The organism is Pontiella desulfatans (assembly GCF_900890425.1).
Lineage (GTDB): Bacteria > Verrucomicrobiota > Kiritimatiellia > Kiritimatiellales > Pontiellaceae > Pontiella > Pontiella desulfatans.
The window spans coordinates 2,947,942-2,969,311 of the sequence record NZ_CAAHFG010000001.1; the positions used below are offsets into that span (position 1 = coordinate 2,947,942).

Consider the following 21,370-nt stretch of genomic DNA (forward strand, 5'->3'; position numbering starts at 1 on the left):
CATAAGATTACTGCACAAGTGCTATCGTGATCTGGATCACTTCCCCATCGGCGGAGCCGGCCTGGGCATCGACGGGCACGGCCAGCGCAAGCGGTATGCTGCCGGCCGGCAGCGTGGCCGAGCCGAAAACAATCTGTTTCGCATCGCGGCTTTTAACTTCAACGGGCTTGCCGTCAATCAGTAGATCGATGGGCGCGCACTGGTCGAGCCCCTTCCCTTCAGCAACGAAAGAGACGGTGAGCGGATTCTGCACTTCGACCGTGTAATCTGCGCGGTCGCCGGGCGAACTGAAGCCTCGGGCTCCGCCGTAAAAGATGGACTGCATTTCACCTTCAAAATGGAGCGCCTGGTTGGCACGCAGCGTCCACGACTTGGCCCAGCGATCCACATTGTCGATTTTTAACTGACGCATCGGGAAGGTCCGGTTGCGCGAGGCGATGTCTTCCCACCGTGCGCGACAGCGTTGCGCCAGCTCTTCGGTGCGCTCTGGCATGGTTGCACTCAGGTCGTTCTGTTCGCCGGGATCGTTGATCATGTCATAAAGGCGGAACTGCCCGCCGGGCAGATGGTGAAATTTATAGTTCCCCCGCCGCAGCACGGTGTGCAGCTTGCTGTAGTCCGCCTCCCGGGCATCCTCAATAATGTCAGACGGCGTGACGTCCCCCGGCTGTCCGGGGCCATCCAGGGCGATGCGGAAAATATCGCGTTCATCGGCATAATCGGGATCCTTGAGCGACGGATAAATGCTTTGACCATCAAACGGCAGATGCTTCGGCTGTTTGGCTTCGGGAATCTGCGCAAGGTCGAGCACGGTCGGCAGAATATCCTCCACCATCGGAACATGCTTCCGGATACCCGGCTTGATGTTGCCCGGCCAGCGCACCAGCAGCGGACTGCGGATGCCGCCGTCCCACACTTCCGCTTTCGCACCGGTAAGATCGCAGGCGTTGCGCAGTTTCCAATCATCGGAAAACGTTGCACGTTTAAAGTTTTCGTTGACATAGGCTGGCGTATTTTCGGTTGGGCCGTTGTCGCTGAAGAAAATCACAATCGTATTCTCCTCCTGCCCCGCGTCGCGCACCGCATCGAGCAGGCGCCCGATCTGGTCATCCATCTGTTTAATGGAGCCATAGCACTGAGCGAACGATTCCGAATACCCTTTTTTACGATACGGGTCGGCATAGGAATCAGGGCATTCCCACGGCAGGTGCGGAATAATGTAGGCCATATGCATCAGCCACGGCGTATCGCCCGACTCTTTGATTTTTTCAATGGCCGCATCGGTGATCAGCTCGGCCGACCAGCCCTCGGTCCACTCGCCACCCACCGGCGTGCAGAGCAGCGGACGCTTCTGCAGGTATCCGCCGCCGATGCCGCAGAACCAGTCGAAGCCGCGCGCTACCGGGTCAAGCTCCATCATCTTTGCACCGTCCCATTTACCAAACAGCCAGGTATTGTAGCCGGACGGTTTCAGGAACGACGGCATCAGCACCTCGTCGCGCCGCACATCGCCGCGCGAGCCGACGCCCCAGACGCCGACATCCAGATGGTTGCGACCCGTCAGCAGTGCCGAGCGTGTCGGCGTACAGGCCGGGCCAACCATAAAGTGGGGATAAAACGCGCCCTCTTTCGAGAGCCGATCCAGCACTGGCGTATCGGCCAGCTTGTTTCCCGTAAAACCGAAATCCCCGTACCCCTGGTCATCCGAAATAATCAGCAGAATGTTAGGCGGTCGCTCTGCGCCGTGCGCAAACGAACCAACTACAAGCAGTGCAACAAACCACTTAACTACATTTTTCATAACCATATTCCTGTTCCAGATTTTGGAAGATTCTGCATTGGATTTTAATAATGGCAGGAATCCATCCTACTCCATTCCACGGTACAGCTCTATCCAATCAATCAAAACCCTACCTTGGGAAATCCCCTTGATATCGACCTGGAGACTATCCGCCATGCTGATTGAACCCTTCTCGATGACCTCCTTCTCCCCGTTTACCCCGAAAAGCAACTTTCCCTCTTTGAATTCAAAAGTGAGCTCGCCCCAGGTATTGACAGGGAACGCGATGGCCGACTCGGCGGTCGCCTTCTTGTTGAACTTCATCCGGGTAGATTCCTTCGTGAAAATAAAGCTGTTGATGTGGTGCCCGATATCGATTTTCACGGCCTTGGCATCCCCTTCATACTTGATCCGCATCCTCAACACGAACTCCTCGGGAACGGGTTTCAGGATAATGACGGGGTTCGCCCCTGTATGAATGCCATCCCCCTCGGTTCGGACATGCTCCTGATATTCCCTGCTCGACGGGCTTCCGACCAGCATGCCGTCCTTAACAACCCAGACGGTTTTTTGCTTAACCTGCCAGAATGCCCGGTTCACCTTCCCATCCTTATCAAACTGATCGATGTAGACCGGTTCTACTTTCTTAAAAATTTCCGGCCGATACCCTGCATCCGCCGCACAGTTGAACGATGCCCAAAACAACATCGAAACCATCCATTTAAACATGATTCTCATCATCAACAGTTCATCGCAAGTTGAGTTTATGAATCAGGTAATCTGTCGGCGTCTCGAACTTCACATCGGGGACCCCGGGATAAACCAGCTCGCATTCCACACCGAGTGCCCGGCAATGCTCCTGTAGTTTGACGCCGAAGTTGGCCGAGTGGGTCGGGTCTTTCTGCACCTCGCCGATGGCGGGGGCGCTTTTGAAATACAGATACGCCGGAGGATCGTCGGCATTCACCAGCGCATAGGGGGAATATTCGGCAATCCACGGCAGGATGCTTTCGCGGTCGGCCAGAAACTCGGCAAAGCTTTTCTTTCCGAAGGCATGTCCGCCATACTTGCTGTTTGGCGTCCATTCCTTCATCTGCTTCGGATCGAGGCTGGTCTGCGGATTGGTTACGGCAGCACAGAAGAGACGGGTTGATTCCCGAGCCACCGGATCGTTGCTCGCAGGGTCAGCCAGATCATCATGATAGGCGATCCAAAGGCTGGAACAGGCGCCGGCGGAACCACCGGCCGCACCGATGCGCGTTTTGTCAATATTCCACTCCTCCGCTTTACTGCGAACAAACTGCAATGCGCGGGAGGCATCGTGCAGCGGCACTTTCACCGGCGGCAGGACATCGCCCTCGATATCGCCCATCAGCCGATAGTTGATCGCCACCACCGAAATGCCTGCCTCCAGCAGCGCTTCCGCATCGACAAACTTGCTGAGCCTCTCTTTGCTGCCGCCCTTCCAACCGCCGCCGTGAATCACAAAAACCAGCGGGGTCGGTGTATCGGACTCCGCCTTCCAGAAATCCATCACATGCTTTTCGTGTTCACCGTAGCGAATGCCGACCTGAGTGGGCGCAGGAACGGATGCGTCGTATCGAGGGGCTTTCTTCTGCGCGTCGGCGGAGAGGACGAGCAGGCTGGTTAAGGCAATTAAACTTCCCTTCATGAGTTGCTCCATTATTTCGTTGCCTGGGCTGAAATGGATTCAAGATAGGCGAGGTCTTCCGCAGTCATCACTTTATGCGAAATGTTCACCTCGCTTCCGTCGGCCTGCCGCAGCGTAACAATCGTCTTCCCTTTCGGGTTCACAAACATCTTCACAAACGAGCCATCCTTCTGCTGCGGCTTTCCTTTCGCCCAGATGCGGACCTTGGAAGCCGGGGCGGCCTTGACCGTTTTAGGCTTAGAGACCGGTTTGGCAACGGTTGGAATGGGCAGGTTGCGCAGGTTGCGGTAAGGCGAAACCTTGCTTTTTGCATTCGCTTCGGGATCGTAGAGCGGATTCGGGCGACGCTGATATTTCATAGGAACCACCTCGTCGATCATTTCATCGAGCAGCTTGAAAAGCTCCGTCGTCTTTTCCGGCATTTTTTCGGAGAGGTCGTTTTTCTCCTCGATATCCTGCGCGAGATTGTAGAGCTCCAGATAGCCCTGTTCGTCAAACATCAACTTGTAGTCGCCTTTGCGCACGGCCGTACGGGTGGGCGAGTAGTTCCCTTTTTTATCGAGCCCGCCGCCCGCTTTGTGCCAGAAAAAGGTGTCGCGGGTATATTGCTTCGCCTTGTTTTCCGGATCCTTTAGCAGCGGCAGAATCGATCGTCCATCGACATCAAGATTTTTCAAATCGTCCGCCTGGCCCGCCACCGAGAGAAGCGTTGGAAAGATGTCTTCGACACCGATCGGGATCTCACACTTCGAGCCGCCGTTGATCTGACCGGGCCAATAGGCGATAAACGGAACACGCACGCCCCCGTCGTACAACTTTCCCTTTCCTTCGCGAAGCGGAAGGTTCGAGGTGGCGTTTTCGCGATTAATCCCGCCGTTGTCCGACATGAAAATGATCAAGGTATTCTCGGCAATCCCGAGCTTGTTAAGCTCATCCACTACGCGTCCAACTGAATTATCGAGTCCGCGCAATACACCCGCATATTCCGGCATTGAGTGCCCATTCCAGCCACGGGTCGGTTTGTTTTCGAAATAGGCGATATCCTCGGGCTTGGCTTCGCGCGGCGAGTGAACCGCGAATTGTGCGAAATAGAGAAAAAACGGCTCTTTGTTTTTATCGCATTCGCGGATAAAGCGCACGGCACGTTCCGTTAAATCGTCGGTCAGGTATTCGATACCGAGATCCTCGCCAGTCTTCCCTCCGCTTTTCCAACTGCCTTCGCCTTTTCCGTTCCATTTTTGCTGCCAATCAAAATAGGGCGAACCGCCATGATCGAAATAGGCGAGTTCCTCAAACCCATGATCTTTCGGCTGATAGCCCTCCGTTCCCAAGGCACCGAGATGCCATTTGCCAAGCATCGCACTGCGGTAGCCTTTAAGCGCTTCGGCAATCGTAAGCGCATCATACTCGTCATGGGCTTGCCCGCTTTGCAGCGCATAGGTGAACGGCGCCCCAATGTAACCGAGCGCGGGATTCGTCTGCTCAGGCGTATTTTTCTTTCGGTCGTGAATGTGATATCCGGCCGGTGGCGTCGTGTTGCGCGAAGAATAACTCCCCTTCATATGCCCTGACGCCGTCAGGAAGCCGAACCGCGCCGGATACAGCCCCGTCAACAGAGCCGAGCGACCGGGCGAACAGAGCGCGGCGGAATAGGCCTGTGTAAAGCTCATCCCCTGTTTAGCCAGCCGATCAAGATGCGGCGTTTCATAAAAACACGCTTCCGGCGTCACGTTCTTTACCCGCGAGGCATAGCTCACCAAATCCATCCAGCCCAAATCATCGGCCAAAATAACAACAACGTTCGGCTTTTGCGGTGCCGCGGAAACGACGCTGCCCGCCGCAACCAAACCAACGACTATCCATTTAAGACCATTTTTCATAATCAGCATCCTGTTATTCAGAGATAAGCGTTACATCATCGATCAGGATGGAACCGGTTCCATCAAGATCGACTCGCATCAGCAGATTGTTCCCCTTGCGCAGTTTATCCGCTTTTACCGTCATTGTAACCGTCGTCCACTCGGTCGGAATAACACCATCCTTCTGCTCAACCAGCTCCCAGGGGCTGACCAGATACAACGTAGCCGGGGTCGGGCTGTCCAGTGCCTTGGTACGCAGCGTAAGCGTATAGGTCGCTCCCACCTGCGCATCCACCGCGCGGCTTATTAAAGACCACTTTCCGCCCTCACAGGTAAACTTCAGGCATGGATTACCGCCGTCCTTTACCGCCTCCACGGAGGCCGAGCCGATGTCGCTACCCTTCTTGAAGGTTTTCAGCTGCCAGCCGGAGGGCAGCTTGCTTCCCTTCATTTTGTCAAAGCTTCCTTCCAGCAGCAGGTTGCCGGCGGACGGCTTAACCGCTTTCGTTGCGGGCTTCACTTTGCTTAACTCCCTTTTCAGCCGTTCGGCCACTTCGGGATATTGGCTGAACACATTGTTCTTTTCAGCGGGATCGTTTTCGAGATCATAGAGCTGGTCGCTGTTTTCAGATACCCGTTTGGTCGGGTTGGCAGGATCGTGCTCGATGTATTTCCATTTTCCTTCGCGGATTGAAAAAATGGAATTGGAGGTGCGCGCTGGAACCGTTTCGCGGGGTGATGCCACGCTTTTTCCCGACCAGACCGGCCAGAAGCTCTGGCTATCGATCGCGCTTTCGGGAACCGGCGTTTCAAACAGATCTGCAACAGTGGCATACACATCGGTCAGGCAGAACAAACCTTCGGTCTTCTTTCCGGCCGGAATGTGTTTCGGCCAGCTGACAACAAACGGCACACGGCTGCCGCCATCGTAGACTGCGTGCTTGCCGTCTCGCAACTCGCCGTTACTGAGATGACCCGCAGCATAGGTTTCCCACATCGGCTCCAGATGCCATTTTTTTGCGAACTCCTCATCTTTGGCCACCACAGCACCGTTGTCGCTGGTGAAAATGATCATCGTATTATCCAGTCGTCCGGTTTTGCGCAGCGCGCCAATCAGCTCCCCGACCTGCCAATCCAGTTCCTGCACAAAGTCGCCATAGACCCCGCATTCACTGCTGCCGACAAACGGCGTTCCAGGCGTAATCGGCTTATGCGGAACCGTTGAAGCGAAATAGAGAAACAGCGGTTTATCGGTGGGCGCGGACTCAATATATTCCACCGCCTTGCGGGCGGTATCCTGCCCCACCTCATCTTCTTTATAGAGAACGTCCGGCGTCCACGGCGTCACTTTCTTGCCATTCACCTCAATGCGGTCGTTCGGACCGCGCCCGACAAACGTGTCGTTTTCAATGTAAAAGGCCGGCTCGTTTACCACATTGGCGGCCAGACCGAAGAAATAGTCAAAACCCGATGCCAGCGGCCCGCCCTCGATTGTCGGGCGATTCCAGTCATACCGATCCGTATAGGTTTCACCATACCCGACCCCGACATGCCATTTCCCGAACGCTGCCGTGCGGTAGCCGTTTTGCTGGAAAAACTTCGGCAGCGGCTCAATCCCCTTCTCCAGCAGCGCATTCGGCCCCGCCGGAGCAATTACACCCTTCGGCGGATGCAGCGGACTGCGCCACCAGTAGCGCCCGGTCAACAAACTCACCCGCGACTGCGAACAGGTCGACGACGGCGTATACGCATTTGTGAACCGCACCCCGGCTTTCGCAATGCGGTCAATATGCGGCGTCTTCAGCTTCGTCGCGCCATAGCACCCGACATCGCCATAGCCGAGGTCATCGGCAAAAATAATTAAAATGTTAGGGCGTTGCTCCACAGCCACCGCCACGCTTCCTGCAAAAACCAACCCGCACAGTATCCACTTAAAGACATTCTTCATAAATCGCATCTCCACATTAAAAATACAATCTGTCATTCCGGGGACCTAAGATCAATTCCATTCGTTTATTTAATTCAAATATCATGAATCCCGGGAACGAACCGTCCGAACGACAAGCGGTGATTCCGTCACTGCCGCCGTCGCTCTTCGAGCTATGGCGGACTAGCCAGAACGGCTGCACCGCAAATCAACTACATCCTGTCAAAACCATGCCTTCCCGCTGCTCAACAAAATCTCAGGGGCTGATGAGATACAACCTGCCCCTCATTAACAATGTGCTACTTCGTTTGTGCAGGTAATCCGCGGGAGGCCGCGGCTTCCGGATTTTCGGCTCCATTGAGCAGTCGGATGGTGTAACCGAATTCAAACGGCTCGGAAAAGCTGATATTCGGCGCCTTTCTCATCACCGAAAGTTTTTCATCATACCGTAGAATCCAGCGGTCCTTTTCCGGCAACGCGGTCTGATGCCGGTGCGCATCCATTTCCTCCGCGGTGTTCGGCATGACCGAACCGTGTCCCGTTGAATCCGACACAATGACCAACCCCAGACCCTGCGCGTTCTGCATCGAAATCCACTCGAGTCCACTGCGGTTTCCACATTCCTGCGGACGCACATAATGCCCCATCATGGAAGCGGCATCGGATTCGAAGTGACCGAACCGAACAGAGGTTTTACGCATATCATAGTTTTCGTACGGACCGAGCGCCGCGTATTCAACATGGTCCAACTCCTTGATTACCGGCAGGCGGGCACCGATGCGAAGCTGCAGTGAATCGGCAGGAAGACCCAGCTTGCTAATATCATTGTCCACCCGAATCGTACCGTCCGATAAAATCGTATAGGTTGAGGTGTGACGCAGTCCCCGCTTCAGATCGTCCACCAGGTAGTCGCAAACCGTTTTGACGCGAACACTTCCCTCTGGAGAATCGACGATCACAACGCTGCCGTTCGAGCGTTTCATCCTGAGGAGTCCTGCGGCAATATCATCTTTTACCTTCTGCGGCTTGTTAAAGACCGCCATGTCATCGACCAGGCACATATTCGGATTAAACTCGATGCCCTGCAAATCGGATTCCGGCACAAGCAGCTTCTCGCCTTTTACAACCAGCTGTTCGAGCAGACCGGTTTTCTGATTGAAGACGACCTGTCCATTATCGATATCGACGATAAGCCGATCGCCCTGGGTTCGGGTTTTCGGTGTGCCTTTGGGCATCGAAACTGAAGCCTCCACTTCCGCTTTCGCCTGCAGCGAAATTTGACCCGCCGCCACAAAATCGCCTTTCACGCCGCGAACCTCGTCGGCTTTCAGCGAAACATCAAAGTTGATGTCGTACCGCGCGCCTTTTTTGAGTGAGAGCGTAATCGGAGCCTTGAACTCGGTTTCGGACAGCGGATCCAGATCGAAGTTCACGGATCCGCTTTCGACCGCGCGTCCGTTTTCGAGCAACGTCCAGCGGAAATCGAAATCGCTGAGATTCCGGAGCGCGAATTTATTTTTAACCTTCACCACGCCGGGCTTTCCGGACGCATCGAACTGAACCTGCTGATAGACCGCGCGCACTTCGTAGGACTTACCGTTCAATGAACGGTCCGGCAGCACCACGCCGTTGTTGCAGAACTGTCTGCTGGAATCAAACGCGCCCCAGTCGCCGCCATACGTCCAGTGCTTGCCTTCCTGCCCCTCTACTTCCATCAGAACGGACTGATCGACAAAGTCCCAAATGTATCCACCGTTCATTCCCCGGTGCGCTTCAAAGAAATCCCATTCCCGCTTCAGGTTCGGCACGGAGTTGCCCATCGCGTGCGCATATTCGCACATCAGGAACGGGCGACGATCCTGCCCGCTCTTATTCCACTTGGCATAGTTTTTAAATCCGCTGTACATCGGCGCGATAAATTCAATGTCATCGAGATGGATGTTATTATCGGTATGCTTGTGAAACGTCCGTTCTGCAAAGCCGGGGCGGGTCGGATCGGTTTTCTTAGTAGCCGCACATAGCGCCGTGAGCGTTGGGATTTCTTCGAGATGTTTAGGAAACTGCTCGTTGCCGTATGACCACATAATGATCGAAGGCATATTCTTATCGCGCTGAACCATGTTGTTCATGCGGAAAAGCGCCTGCGGACGATACAGCGGCTCGACTTTCGGATCCGCGTAGATGCGGTCAAAGGTGTGGCTCTCCATATTATTTTCATCCGCCACCGCAATGCCGTAGCGGTTGCAGAGTGCATAGTAGCGGATGTCTTTTGGATAGTGCGCCATTCGCAGGCTGTTGATGTTGAGCGCGCGCATGGTGGTCACATCTTTGACCATCTCTTCGTAACTGAGGGTGCGACCGGTGTGTTCGCTAGTATCGTGCGCGTTCACGCCGCGGATCATATAGCGGGCACCGTTCAGGTACATATTTCCGAATTCATCCCACGTCAACTTGCGGAATCCGACATCCTGACGAAGCACCTCTTCAACCTTGTTCCCCTTTTTGAGGGTGATGAAAGCCGTGTATAGATTCGCTTGCTCCACATGCCAGCGGTCGGGGTTATTGATCTCTGCAGTGAACCGGACCTTGCCCTCTCTGGATTTTGCCGTTTGATTGAGCACCCGCTTTCCGGTCTGATTATTGAACAGCTCAAATTCGACCGTGCGCGGCTCGGACGATCCATCCAGATCAACGTCGAGCTTTACCATCCCCGTTGCGAGGTCATCGCTCAGCTCCGGCACGAGGAAAAAGTTTTCAATATAGGTTTTCGGGGTTTGAACGATATACACATCGCGGAAGATCCCGCTCATACGGATCATATCCTGGTTTTCCATATAGGTTCCGTCGCTCCACCGGATGACCTTCACTGCCAGTCGGTTTTCGCCCTTCTTCAGCAACGATGTAATATCAAACTCGGCGGGGGTAAAGCTGTCCTGCGAATAGCCGACAAACTCGCCGTTGAGCCAGCAGTAAAACGCGCTTTTCACGCCGCCGAAATGCAGCACCACGCGCTCTTTGGCCCAGTTTTTCGGAACCGTGAAATCCGTCACATAGCAACCGACCGGATTAAATTTCGTCGGCACCCAGCCTTCTGTCGCCTTTGCGCTGTAAACAGGCCCGGGTCTATTATTAAACAGATCCAGGTCATCGCCGGTTAATGTTCCCGCCACCCCGTTCCGCGGCTCGGAAATCATCGGCATCCCGCTGGCAAAATAATAGAGCTGACCGTATCCGGCAATCTGCCACGGCAGCGGCACAGGAATCTCGTCCCAGCTTTTCACACTGTAGTTCGCTTCATAAAAATCCTTCGGCGCCGATGCGGGATTCTCGCTCCACTTGAATTTCCACATTCCGTTCAGCATTTTATAGCGGTCCGGGTGATACGGGGTTTCCCAGTCCGGTTCAGGACGGGCGGCTTCTTTATTCGGGAACCGATGCGTAAACGCGTGCGCCGGCAAGCGGTTTATTTCAAACACCTCCCGGTCGGCCCATTCGGGTTTGGTTTCCGCCGAAGCCATCACCGCAAATAACATCGCCATAGCCAAAAAAGTTTTCTTATCTGCAAACATCATCTATTTCCTTTATTTAACAAAATCGCTCCTGAAATCATTTCGTACCCTCCATCTCCGCAGCGGCCAAGGGAGATTCCTCCCGCATTTCGAGGTCGGTATTATGAACCATGATTTCTACTCTACATACGCCTTGGGTCTGTTTTTCCCCTGCCATATCTTTGATTTGTCGAGGATTTTGCCATTTACTTCCGGGGTGTGAGATTCTTTTGCAAGCCCCATAAGCCGCCCAACGATCTCAGGATGCTGTTCTGCAATGTTGTCTGACTCAGATACATCACTTGCGAGATTATACAGTTCCTTTTTTTGATATGCTGAATCGGTTATCAGCTTCCAATCTCCCTGACGCACGGCTACCTGTCCCTTGTATTCCCAGTACAGATAATCATGTTTCTTCTGTTGGTCATCCTGCCCCAATAAGGTTGGCAGGAAGGAGATACCGTCAATCTCTTGAGGAATTTGCGCCCCGGCCAAAGTCGCGAGGGTGGGAAAAGAATCGGGGAAGTAGCCGAGGTGGTCCGAGGTCGAATTCGCTTTTATTTTCCCGGGCCAGCGCACCAGATAGGCAACCCGCAATCCTCCTTCATAGACGTGCCCTTTCCCTAAGCGAAACACCACGCCCGTTTTAGGATCTTTGTTGGGCCCAAAAAACCCATGCGGATACTTCTTGCTACTGAACGGCTTACAACTCCCTCCATTATCGCCCGTCAAGATAACGATGGTATTATCATCCACTCCGGCTTCTTTCAGGATGGCTAGAATTTCACCCAGCTGTCGGTCCATCATAGATACAAATGCTGCATAACGCTGTGCTTCATCCGGCGGAGCAACCTTCGGATTTCTGTGATGCGGCGGGGCATCCCAGTCTTTATCTTTGTATTTCAAATAATCCGGATCGTTTTCAGGGATTCCGTAATACGCATGAGGTGGTGTATAGGGAAGATAAGCAAAGAAAGGTCGTTTGCCCGCGTGTTCACGAATAAACTTCTTGGCTTCATCGTGAATTAGATACTGAGAAAAAGTCTCCCCTTTGAATGCATGATTTACGTTTCCTTTCAGCGGAACAAGTTCACTGTTCTTTATCAGACAGTCCGGATAGTAGGAATGTGCATGGCCCTGATTGTAGTAACCGTAGAAAATGTCAAAGCCGTGCTTTTCAGGGACTCCTTCGGTACCACGATCGCCAATCCCCCATTTCCCGAACCCACCAACAGCATACCCGGCATCATTGATCACTTTTGCCAGTGTCACATCTTCAGCGCGAATCGGAGTCGAACCATCATTTACCCGTACACTGGTATGACCGGAATGCTTCCCGAGCATAAGGGTTGCGCGTGTGGGCGCACATACGACGGATCCTGCCAGCATCTGCGTAAAACGCATGCCCTCTTTTCTGAATTGGTCCATATTTGGTGTTTCCAGAAGCGGATGACCCAGATTTGACATCTCGTAATAGCCCCATTCATCCAGCATCATGTACACAATGTTAGGCTGTTCAGCAGCCTGGATGCTAACCGCCGCTACAAGACCACTGACTATCAAACTAATTTTCTTCATCATAGTACCTCCTGAATCTCTGAATACTAAATTACTGTGCACGCTTAAGTCCCTCCCAGCGCACCTTCCATTGCCCGTTATCCGGGAAACCGGGCGCATGGCGTTCGGGAGCCCCGTCCCAACCGGCCGCCATCATGGCTACCGCGTAGAGTACGCCGCCGTTGCCCGGTAAATACCAGTCGCCATTGATGCCCCGCTCAGAATAGTGGTTTCGAGGATTATCCTTAAGCAACAGTTCAACTGCCAGTTCAGGCTGTTCTGTTCTGGCCGCAGCCATAGCCGCCCAGGGGAAGTCCCACCCCCAACACCGGGTCCACACCCAGCTGTCGTTAATGTGCCGGACCGTATTAGCCGCAATCTGCGGACTCACTCCGTCGACAAACGGAACAAAACTAAACCCGCCGATTTGATCCGGGTGTCCATAGTCGGTTCTATTTTTCGGGTTCGTCCACACCCACTCCTCACACCATGCGAAGACCTGCTCCCCCGTCTTAGGATTTTTTTCAAGCGTCAGCGGGACTAAATTATCACTCACTTCCTGCCAGCTCTTTTCGGGCTTCATGCCCAATCGCTTTCTCCACTCCTGAGCTTTGTTCAGCCCCCAGCGCCAATACGCCGATTCAAAAGCCGGGTTGTGACAAATTCCGTTTTCATTTGCCGTGACGACAAATTCCAGCTTATACCGCCCTTCTTCATCTTTCACTGGAAACGAGGCCATATATTCAGCGGTGGCAAAAACCACCTCGTTCCATTTATCCAGCGTTTTTATATCGGGATTGAGCCGATACTCCTGCTCTGCAAAAAATATGGGGTGCGGCTGTTGCCAGCTCAGGCCTAAGTTACCGTCCCAAGGCTTCATTCTTCCGTCAGGGCTGTTTTGTTTGCCCCACTTAGCCCCCTTGTAGTCGAGCTGGGCCGCCCGTTTACGGGCAATCGGAAGAAATCGCTGATACATAGTCAATGCCTCCTCTGCCAGGTGCCAACGATCCCAAACCCCGTAATGAGCCATATGCCACCAGGCCATTTCCATATGGAACTGACCGGCCCAACCCCCGAATGCCATGAGTCCGTATTCAGCGGTGGGTAGCGAACCGGCATTATTGGTTCGCATCAGGTATTGGGAAAGAACCAGACGACGCTCTAACTCTTTCCAGCGCGAATCTTTACTCAGGGAAAGATCAATCGCCCCTCCACTCATCCAAAACGTTTCCCAAAAGTCAGCGGTCTGCTTTTTGGTAACGTCAAAGTCGGTATACGATGCGGAGCCCGGTTGGGTCTGACCGAACAGACAAACAAACGAAAGAACATCTCCATCACGAGGGATCAGTCGGGCCTTACGTTCTTCGGGGTACGCATTGAAGCTTGCGGTTCCTTCACAGATTCGCCAGCCCCCTTTGTAGATGTCATTATCCATCTGCCGCTCAAAAGAGAGTTCGTTCCCAGTGACCGTCATCATGGTTTTGTGAACCTCGCAAGGTCCCCCTTCGGCTTTATATCTTCTTTTTCCATCCGCAATGGGGAAATCCAGTTCAACACCCATTTTGCCTTCCCGCAACAGTTCCGACTGCACTCGAACAGCCACTCCGTCCTGATCAGACAGTCCCAGCGTTTCCACCTTGACCTCGACGCCTTCATACATAAACGAGGCCACCTGTATCCCTTGCCACACGTCCAGTTTCCGCTTCGGATTTTTTATATGTTCGGAAGCAAGAACCTTGCCCTCAGCGTCGATAAACCGAAGCCTGCCGAGATGGACCGGCCATGGATTATCAGACATCCATCTCCAAACCATCCCTTTTTCTTTAGGAGTAACCATGTGCCCCTTGATCCGTCCACGATCAAAAGTACCCGTTTCCGGGATATCTTTTTCTGTAACGCCAGGAGGAAGAGGAGCCGTATGTTTGCCCCAATGGGAAAATGAATTTCCATCCAATGTCTGCAGCCCGGTAGCATCCACACCGAAACAGAACTCACCATTGCCCAGCGGCAATGGCATGTCGATTGGAGGATCAATGATATGATGCCGCGATACGACAGCTTTTCGGTCAATAGCCTCCTCTGAGTGCGCAGATGCCCCACCCAACGCGATTACAGCTAAACAAATGAATGCTTGAAATAACTTCACTGTCATCCCATAGAGAACGCTAATGAAGTATAAGCGCCCGTTTTTGTTAAGGTTTTTGATGTTCGGTTCATTTAGTCGATTTCGATTTTTTATCGAAGGTTAATGATGGTTTCCCGTTTTAAACAGTTGGCTGTCCCACAGCTTTTAGACGAACCCCGGCAGATACGCCTGTTCCGGTGCTCCTCTGATACGACTGGGTGGTTTGGCTGTCCCATAGGATTCCAGCAAGGCCGTCAGATCCCAGCGTCGCCACAGCGCGGCGCGCACAACGGTAAAGAGACGCTTGAAGCTGTGTCCCCACCCGTGCATGAACGCCAGGCAGCGCATGAGCAGATGCACCAGCAGCCCCGTCCAGACCTGCCAGCGAACGGCGTTGGCGCTGTAGCCGAGGAAGTCGGAGAGCTGGAGCGTCTGCTTGATCTCTTTGAAAAATACCTCGATGTCCCATCGGCAACGGTAGAGTTCAGCGATCGTCCACGCGCTCCACTCCATGTGGTTGGTCATGAAGACTATTTCGACATCTTTGCCGTTGATCTCCACGAGGGCAACGACGCGGCGCAGCTCGCTCGGGTAGGCCTCCTTCGATTTTTCGAGCGCCATCTCAATCACCTCGTCGCGAATGATGCGCTTGTGTCCGGTAGTTTCGAGCGTGCGCACCACATCGTATTGCATGTTGTCCTTGGCCCGGCCTACCCACCAGATGCCGCGCTCCGTCAGTTCGTAGAGATGCCCGAATTTCGTGTAAGCCTTGTCGAACACGGCGATTTCACCGGATTTGAGCCCTGCGCACAACGCCTGCGCCTTGGTGCTATCATGGTGCTTCGCCGTATCAACGATGGCGCACCGGGGCAGAAAGCTCTGCAGGTCGAGGCGCAGATGACACTTGGCCGCGGCTTTGCGACGGCGGTGCTTCGCCCAGTCCATGCAGTTGGCGACCAGTTGGACCGTGGTCGAGTCCATCGCATGGATCGCCTTGCTGAAGCGCCGAAGGTATCCGCGCCGAACTTTGCCTTTCGCGAAGCCCGGAACCGTATCCATCAGATGCTTCATCATGCTCCAGTAGAGTTCTTCAGCCATGTCCGCGCTGCGGACCCTGTTCGCATGGCTCAGGTTGTTGCGCGAAGGAGGAACTGCACCTCGTATAGTCGAGAGCGCCGCCGCATTCATCTGGAGCGCGTCGCACACATCATTGAGTCCAAGCGCGTGCGAGAAGTGGGCGTACATCAACGAAACCACATGGCTCCACGGCGCGTACGTCCGGCATCGGGCGTCTACGCCATGCTTCTTCGCAAGGTTCGACACCATGTGTCCGGGAATCAGATTGCACATTTGTTTCAAGGTAGTATACCTATGTCCGGCTGGTTTGTGTTTTTGTCTTTGTTTTTTCATACCCTCCGAGTGGAGGATTTAAGACGCACTTACCAGCCTTTTTATTTAAGAGCTATGGGATGACAGTGTTTGGAGAACTGAAAAAGTTGGGAATCAAAATTGGTCTTACAACCATTCGCGACATCATGAAACGCAACGGCCTCAATCCGGTGCCGGATAAGGCGTACAAGAACCCCGATAGCACTTGGTCTAAATTTATTAGCTCGCACATTGAAACCCTGGTCGCTATCGACTTTTTTACGAAGCCTATTTATACGCTCAAGGGAAAATTCGACGCGCACGTGCTGGCATTTATCCACCTTGGAAGTCGTCGTGTTTTTATGAGTCCGGCTACGTTTAACCCCAATGAGAAATGGGTGCTTCAACAAGCGCGAAATGCATCCATGTGGCTGGATGATATTGGCATCGAAGCAAGCCACCTGATCCGTGATCGTGATACCAAATTCGCTGCGAGCTTCGATGCATTCTGGGAAGGTTCGGGAACGACAATAACCCGAACGCCACCACGCACCCCTCAAGCGAATGGATTTTCTGAAGCCTACGTAAAAACCGTGAAATCCCAATGCCTTGACCACTTTATCTGCCTGAGCCTTGAACACCTTGAATACATCAACCGAGAGTGGCTGGCGCATTATAATTTCACACGGCCTCATCAAGGCAAGGAGATCGGCAATAAAGTTCTCAATGTCGATTTCACGCCGACTACGGAAGGCGAGATCAAACGGGAACAAAAGCTCGGCGGGATCATTTCGCACTACTACCGCGCAGCCGCGTAGTCCTGCCGCCGCCAACATCAAACCGCACCCCTCCGTTCAAGCTGAACGGCTATTCCATTGCGCCTTGATTGTAAGACATTGGTTGTATTCCGGCTTCTCATAGCTCTACTTGATCTTTTTCCCCGCTCCGCATCCTGAATTTATCAGCTCAATCTCACTTGCATCACACCTGTTTTACCTAACTTAGGGACGCCACACCAAACCGCACCCACCAATAGATTTCATTGTGCTCATGTTCTATCTCCTTAATCCACCAGTTCGCGTTCGATGTCTTCGAGTGATTTCCCTTTGGTTTCCGGCACCATCCATTTGATGACGATGAATCCGACGAGACAGATGGCACCGTAGAGCCAGAACGTACCCGCCGCACCGAGCGCCACATTGATCGGCTTGAAGGTAACGGTGAGCGCGAAACAGGCGATCCAGAGCGCAGAAACACAAAGGCTCATGGCCGCGCCGCGGATACGGTTCGGGAAGATTTCAGAGAGCAGCACCCAGGTGATCGGCGCAAGCGTCATCGCATAGCAGGCGATCGCGGTGAGTACGACGATCAACACAATCACACCCTGCATCTGGAAGTGATAGCAGGCGCCAAGGATGGCGTACGTCACCATCAACCCGCCGGATCCGAGCAGCATCAGCGGGCGGCGGCCCCAGCGGTCGACGGTGTGGATCGCCACGAAGGTGAAGACGAGGTTGACGACGCCGGTGATCACGATGTTGAACATCATGCCGCTCACGTCATAACCGGCGGCTTCAAAGATTTCCTGCGCATAATTGAAGATCACGTTGATACCACACCATTGCTGGAACATCGCAATAAAGATACCGAGCCCGAGAATTTTCAACAGCTTCGGGTGGAGCAGTTCTTTGTAGTTAATCTTGCCGCTTTCACCGGCAAGCGTGTCTCCAATATCAGCCACCTCAGCCGCCGCATAATCAGCTCCGCCAATTTTGGCGAGCACCTTTTCGGCTTCGGCCGTCCGCCCCTGTTTGAGCAGCCAGCGCGGCGATTCGGGGATAATCAGCGCCATAAAAAAGAAGAGTCCGGCCGGAATGGTTTCGGCGGCAAACATCCAGCGCCAGCCGAACTGGCCGTTCCACGATTCAAGGATCACATCGGCCGTCGCGCCGGTATCGACCGGGTGGCTGTTGTAGATCACCAGATTGGCAATCTGCGCCGCCAGCACACCGATCACAATCGTGAGCTGGTTAACGGAGACAAACTTGCCGCGCATGTGCGCCGGCGAAACCTCGGCAATATACATCGGCGAAACATTGGAGGCCAGCCCGATGCCCGCACCGCCGATGATACGGGCGATGATGAACGAGGTGAAATCCTGCGAAAGCGCCGTCCAGACGGCGGAAACCGTAAACATGACCGCCGCAGTCACCAGCACCTTTTTGCGGCCGATGCGGTCGGTGATTCCGCCCGAAAGCAGGGCACCGCCCAGACAACCGGCCAGCGCCGAGCTCATGGCCCATCCGGCCAGCCACGCCTTACTTTCCCCGACCAGATCGAAGAAAGGTTCGTAGAACGGTTTGGCGCCGCCGATTACGACCCAGTCGTATCCGAACAGCAGTCCGCCCAGCGCAGCCACCAGTGAGATTTGAAAGATATATCTGACGTTGAATGTATAGTTTGTGTTCATGATTGCCTTTTATTGAATTCTTTAACGGCGTCAATCATGGCGACGATGTTTTCGATCGGCGTCTGCGCCTGCACGTTATGAACGGCATTAAACACGAATCCGCCGTTTGGAGAAAAGGTCTTACAACGTTCCAGCACCTCCTTGCGCACCTCCTCCGGCGTTCCGAATGGAAGCGTCTTTTGTGTATCCACGCCCCCGCCCCAAAAAACAAGTTTGTCGCCATAGCACGCCTTCAGCGCTTTGGGATCCATCCCGGTCGCGGAGCACTGGACCGGATTGATGATATCCACCCCGGCATCGATAAAGTTCTGCATAAAGGTCTCTACCGCGCCGCAGGAGTGCTTAAAGACCTTCCAGTTCGTCAGCTCATGGATGCAATCCGTCATCTTCCGGTAATAGGGTAGCCACAGCTCGCGGAACGTTTCCGGCGAACAGAATGTTCCGCTTTGAGTTCCGAAGTCGGTGCCGCACAAGAACACCAGATCGACTGAATCCCCGAGAACCGGTGCGATGCGTTTAATGTTTTCCACCGCGATCTGGCTCTGTTTTTCAAACAGCTCGTGAATATAGTCCTGGCGAATCGCGGTGGAGACATACCACTCCTCCACATCGCGAATACCCTTCGGCGCCTTCAATTGCACCGCGGGCACGAGTGCCACATCTCCAAGGGCAGTTCCGGGCAGTCCGCCGAAAACCGCGCGCCCGGTCTTACCGGCCTCATCCGCCGCCATGCGCATGTTCTGGATTTGTTCATCAGAAACCGGACCAAACTCTTCCAGGTTTTCTTCAACGTCCAATTCGTCCTCATCGAAGCCGCTGCCGCGGCTCGTCGCATCGAAGAAAAAACCGCCGTCCGGCATATGCGCAGAGGGCTCGACCGAGCGATCCCCCTGCGGATAAACAAACACGCCCTTTTCGTTTTCAAGGGTCTCGAAGCCTCCCGCCATCAAAACGACCTGGTCCCACGGCGTACGCCACTCTTTCCAGTTTTCGTTGGCGGTTCCAAACATCGTGCCGCCCGGCATCGGCGCAGCCACGTCAACGCCCATGGCATCCTGCAAATCCTCATCCACCCAGCCAAGCATCTGGAACGGCTCATGCACCTTGACCGGGCGCTCTTCGAGCCCGTAGTGATCGCGCAACTGCGCCACGCAGGTGCAGTGCAGACCGGTCTGCCCCCCCGCACCAAGATCCACCGGAACCGCCCCGCCTTTATGGCTCAGCGCATTTAGAACTTTCCCTTTTGAGTCCACACTCTCTCCTCTCCGTTTCAGCTTGCGGTGCTCCGCCAATCATGAATCCGGCTTTCCGCAGCAGCTCCATCGTATTGTTGCATGCAAAGGTCTTTCACGCGCCTTTGCGTGAGTTAAAAAGCGCTCGGCGAGCGCCGCTATTTTTTCTTCTTGTTCGCTTCGCGGGAAGCCTTTTTGGACGGCTTTTTGTCCAAGTAATCCAGCCGATTGAGGTTGTTGATTTGTGGCGCACCCGGCGTGGAGCGACCCCGCTCCAGATCGTGTTTCAATTTGTCGAACAGGCGCTGCTTCACTTCGGGATATTCCAGCAACAGATTTTTATATTCGCCGACATCGTCCTTGAGGTTGAACAAGCCCATCGGCAACTGGTTTTCATCCTTCACGGCCCCGAACGCCGTTTTCATATACCGTTCACCGGGACGGGTCCAACCGCCCGACCCTTGCGCGACGATCAGTTTCCAGTCGCCGTCGGTGATCGCTAGTTTAGAACTAATCGTATTATAAATGGCGCTCTTACGCGGCGAGCTGTCGGAGGTTCCTTTCAGGAGCGGGAGGAAACTGATCGAATCTTCCCCCTCGTTGTCGGCGAGTTGCTGTCCGGTGAGTTCGGCAAAGGTCTCCAGAAAATCGACATGGGAAATCAGCTGGTCGCTGTTGCGCCCTTTCGGTGCTCCGGCCGGCCACTGGATGACAAACGGCACACGATTCCCACCCTCGTACAAATCGGCTTTTTGACCCCGATAGATGTAGCTCGGATTATGACCCTTTTCCAAGTGGACGGTGTAATCGGCATGCGGCGCACAGCCGTTATCGGCGGTAAAGATGACGATGGTGTTTTCTTCCAGGCCCGCCTCGCGCAGTGCGTTCAAAACCTGACCCACCACGCCATCGGTCTGCATCGCAAAATCGGCATACTTTGTGCCAATCGCACTTTTTCCGGCCCATTCCGCCGACGGGACAATCGGGGTGTGCGGCGAGTTCAGCGCGAGATATAAAAAGAAGGGCGTTCCCTTTTTTGCCTCGGGCCCACACTTTTTGATCAGGGCGGCCGCCTCATCGCCCATACGCGGCAATACATCTACCGTCTCGAACGATTTCGCCTTCGGGCCTTCGCGCATATAACACTGCTCACCCCTGACGTTGGGCTGTGTTTCTGTGGGCACTTCGCTTGCACGGTCGTCGATCAGCCAGACATAGGGCGGAATATCGAGCGAGGCGGCAATGCCGAAAAAGCTGTCAAAACCGCGGTCAACCGGTCCCCCGCCAAACGGCTGGGTATAGTCGATATCTTTAAGCGCAATGATTTTGCCCTTCTTTACCCCCGGGAGCGCCTCCCAATCCAACCCCAAATGCCATTTGCCGATCATCGCCGTCCGATATCCCGCTTTTTTGAGGAGCGAAGCCAGCGTCGTGCGTCCCTTTTCGACACGTGCCGGACTGTTTCCTTTCGCAACCTGACCGCTATTTGAAGCGCGCCAGCTGTAACGCCCTGTCAACAAGCTGTACCGGCTCGGCGTGCAGACGCCCGAACTGCTGTGCCCGTTTAAGAGCGCCAGCCCGTTATTGATCAGGCTATCGATATGTGGCGTCGGGATTTTTCCTTCCGGGTTCAGCCCCGACACATCCCCCACGCCCATATCGTCCGCATTGATCAACACGATATTCGGCCTGTCCTGAGCTTGTCGAAGGGGCAACTTCGCCGCAAACGTTGAAAGCGCAGCCATGAAACATAGTGCACCGATGATCACTCGCCGTCCCGCTGAGCGGAACGGAAAACATACCCTATTCATTCTATTGTTCATTTTCTCTCC

13 protein-coding genes are annotated in these 21,370 nt (G+C 54.1%); 1 reads left to right on the top strand and 12 read right to left on the bottom strand.

Annotated features, from left to right (window positions below; all coding sequences use genetic code 11):
* Window positions 1-7: 7 nt before the first annotated feature.
* The 9 genes from E9954_RS10420 to E9954_RS10460 all read right to left on the bottom strand — a co-directional run bounded on the left by E9954_RS10420 (window position 8) and on the right by E9954_RS10460 (window position 15,878).
* On the bottom strand, window positions 8-1,801 hold the full coding sequence (locus E9954_RS10420) for a sulfatase-like hydrolase/transferase (protein ID WP_168442145.1): 1,794 nt from the start codon (window positions 1,799-1,801) through the stop codon (window positions 8-10).
* A 66-nt stretch (window positions 1,802-1,867) separates the two neighbouring features.
* Window positions 1,868-2,521 (bottom strand): hypothetical protein, encoded by a 654-nt coding sequence (locus E9954_RS10425; RefSeq protein WP_136079117.1) that lies wholly within the window; start codon window positions 2,519-2,521, stop codon window positions 1,868-1,870.
* A gap of 7 nt (window positions 2,522-2,528) precedes the next feature.
* A complete protein-coding gene (locus E9954_RS10430; RefSeq protein ID WP_222847133.1) occupies window positions 2,529-3,452 on the bottom strand; it encodes an alpha/beta hydrolase in 924 nt (307 codons plus the stop codon).
* A gap of 11 nt (window positions 3,453-3,463) precedes the next feature.
* Window positions 3,464-5,332, bottom strand: a complete 1,869-nt coding sequence (locus E9954_RS10435; protein WP_168442146.1) for a sulfatase — start codon at window positions 5,330-5,332, stop codon at window positions 3,464-3,466.
* A gap of 13 nt (window positions 5,333-5,345) precedes the next feature.
* Complete coding sequence (locus E9954_RS10440) at window positions 5,346-7,259, bottom strand: sulfatase-like hydrolase/transferase (RefSeq protein WP_168442147.1); 1,914 nt, start codon at window positions 7,257-7,259, stop codon at window positions 5,346-5,348.
* 278 nt (window positions 7,260-7,537) lie between these two features.
* Entirely contained in the window at window positions 7,538-10,777 is a 3,240-nt protein-coding gene (locus E9954_RS10445; protein WP_168442148.1) for a glycoside hydrolase family 2 TIM barrel-domain containing protein, read from the bottom strand.
* Window positions 10,778-10,924: 147 nt separating this feature from the next.
* Complete coding sequence (locus E9954_RS10450) at window positions 10,925-12,367, bottom strand: arylsulfatase (RefSeq protein WP_222847134.1); 1,443 nt, start codon at window positions 12,365-12,367, stop codon at window positions 10,925-10,927.
* A 28-nt stretch (window positions 12,368-12,395) separates the two neighbouring features.
* Window positions 12,396-14,489 (bottom strand): hypothetical protein, encoded by a 2,094-nt coding sequence (locus E9954_RS10455; protein ID WP_136079122.1) that lies wholly within the window; start codon window positions 14,487-14,489, stop codon window positions 12,396-12,398.
* Window positions 14,490-14,633: 144 nt separating this feature from the next.
* Complete coding sequence (locus E9954_RS10460) at window positions 14,634-15,878, bottom strand: IS4 family transposase (protein WP_136079123.1); 1,245 nt, start codon at window positions 15,876-15,878, stop codon at window positions 14,634-14,636.
* A gap of 59 nt (window positions 15,879-15,937) precedes the next feature.
* Between E9954_RS10460 and E9954_RS10465 the strand changes: the two genes are divergently transcribed.
* Entirely contained in the window at window positions 15,938-16,654 is a 717-nt protein-coding gene (locus tag E9954_RS10465) for an integrase core domain-containing protein (RefSeq protein WP_222847135.1), read from the top strand.
* Between the two features lie 245 nt (window positions 16,655-16,899).
* Here E9954_RS10465 and E9954_RS10470 read toward each other — a convergent pair whose 3' ends face one another.
* From E9954_RS10470 to E9954_RS10480, 3 genes are all read right to left on the bottom strand, one after another.
* Window positions 16,900-18,306, bottom strand: coding sequence for a sugar porter family MFS transporter (locus E9954_RS10470; protein WP_136079124.1), 1,407 nt, complete (start codon window positions 18,304-18,306; stop codon window positions 16,900-16,902).
* Window positions 18,303-19,559, bottom strand: a complete 1,257-nt coding sequence (locus tag E9954_RS10475; protein WP_136079125.1) for a uroporphyrinogen decarboxylase family protein — start codon at window positions 19,557-19,559, stop codon at window positions 18,303-18,305. The genes E9954_RS10470 and E9954_RS10475 overlap by 4 nt, the downstream gene beginning before the upstream one ends.
* A gap of 137 nt (window positions 19,560-19,696) precedes the next feature.
* A complete protein-coding gene (locus E9954_RS10480; protein ID WP_136079126.1) occupies window positions 19,697-21,361 on the bottom strand; it encodes a sulfatase family protein in 1,665 nt (554 codons plus the stop codon).
* Window positions 21,362-21,370 lie beyond the last annotated feature (9 nt).

Excerpts from the sequence above, each read along its gene's own strand:
- E9954_RS10420 (WP_168442145.1), bottom strand. The coding sequence starts at position 1,801 with ATGAAAAATGTAGTTAAGTGGTTTGTTGCACTGCTTGTAGTTGGTTCG.
- E9954_RS10425 (WP_136079117.1), bottom strand. The coding sequence starts at position 2,521 with ATGATGAGAATCATGTTTAAATGGATGGTTTCGATGTTGTTTTGGGCA.
- E9954_RS10430 (WP_222847133.1), bottom strand. The coding sequence starts at position 3,452 with ATGAAGGGAAGTTTAATTGCCTTAACCAGCCTGCTCGTCCTCTCCGCC.
- E9954_RS10435 (WP_168442146.1), bottom strand. The coding sequence starts at position 5,332 with ATGAAAAATGGTCTTAAATGGATAGTCGTTGGTTTGGTTGCGGCGGGC.
- E9954_RS10440 (WP_168442147.1), bottom strand. The coding sequence starts at position 7,259 with ATGAAGAATGTCTTTAAGTGGATACTGTGCGGGTTGGTTTTTGCAGGA.
- E9954_RS10445 (WP_168442148.1), bottom strand. The coding sequence starts at position 10,777 with ATGGCGATGTTATTTGCGGTGATGGCTTCGGCGGAAACCAAACCCGAA.
- E9954_RS10450 (WP_222847134.1), bottom strand. The coding sequence starts at position 12,367 with ATGATGAAGAAAATTAGTTTGATAGTCAGTGGTCTTGTAGCGGCGGTT.
- E9954_RS10460 (WP_136079123.1), bottom strand. The coding sequence starts at position 15,878 with ATGAAAAAACAAAGACAAAAACACAAACCAGCCGGACATAGGTATACT.
- E9954_RS10465 (WP_222847135.1), top strand. The coding sequence starts at position 15,938 with ATGACAGTGTTTGGAGAACTGAAAAAGTTGGGAATCAAAATTGGTCTT.
- E9954_RS10470 (WP_136079124.1), bottom strand. The coding sequence starts at position 18,306 with ATGAACACAAACTATACATTCAACGTCAGATATATCTTTCAAATCTCA.
- E9954_RS10480 (WP_136079126.1), bottom strand. The coding sequence starts at position 21,361 with ATGAACAATAGAATGAATAGGGTATGTTTTCCGTTCCGCTCAGCGGGA.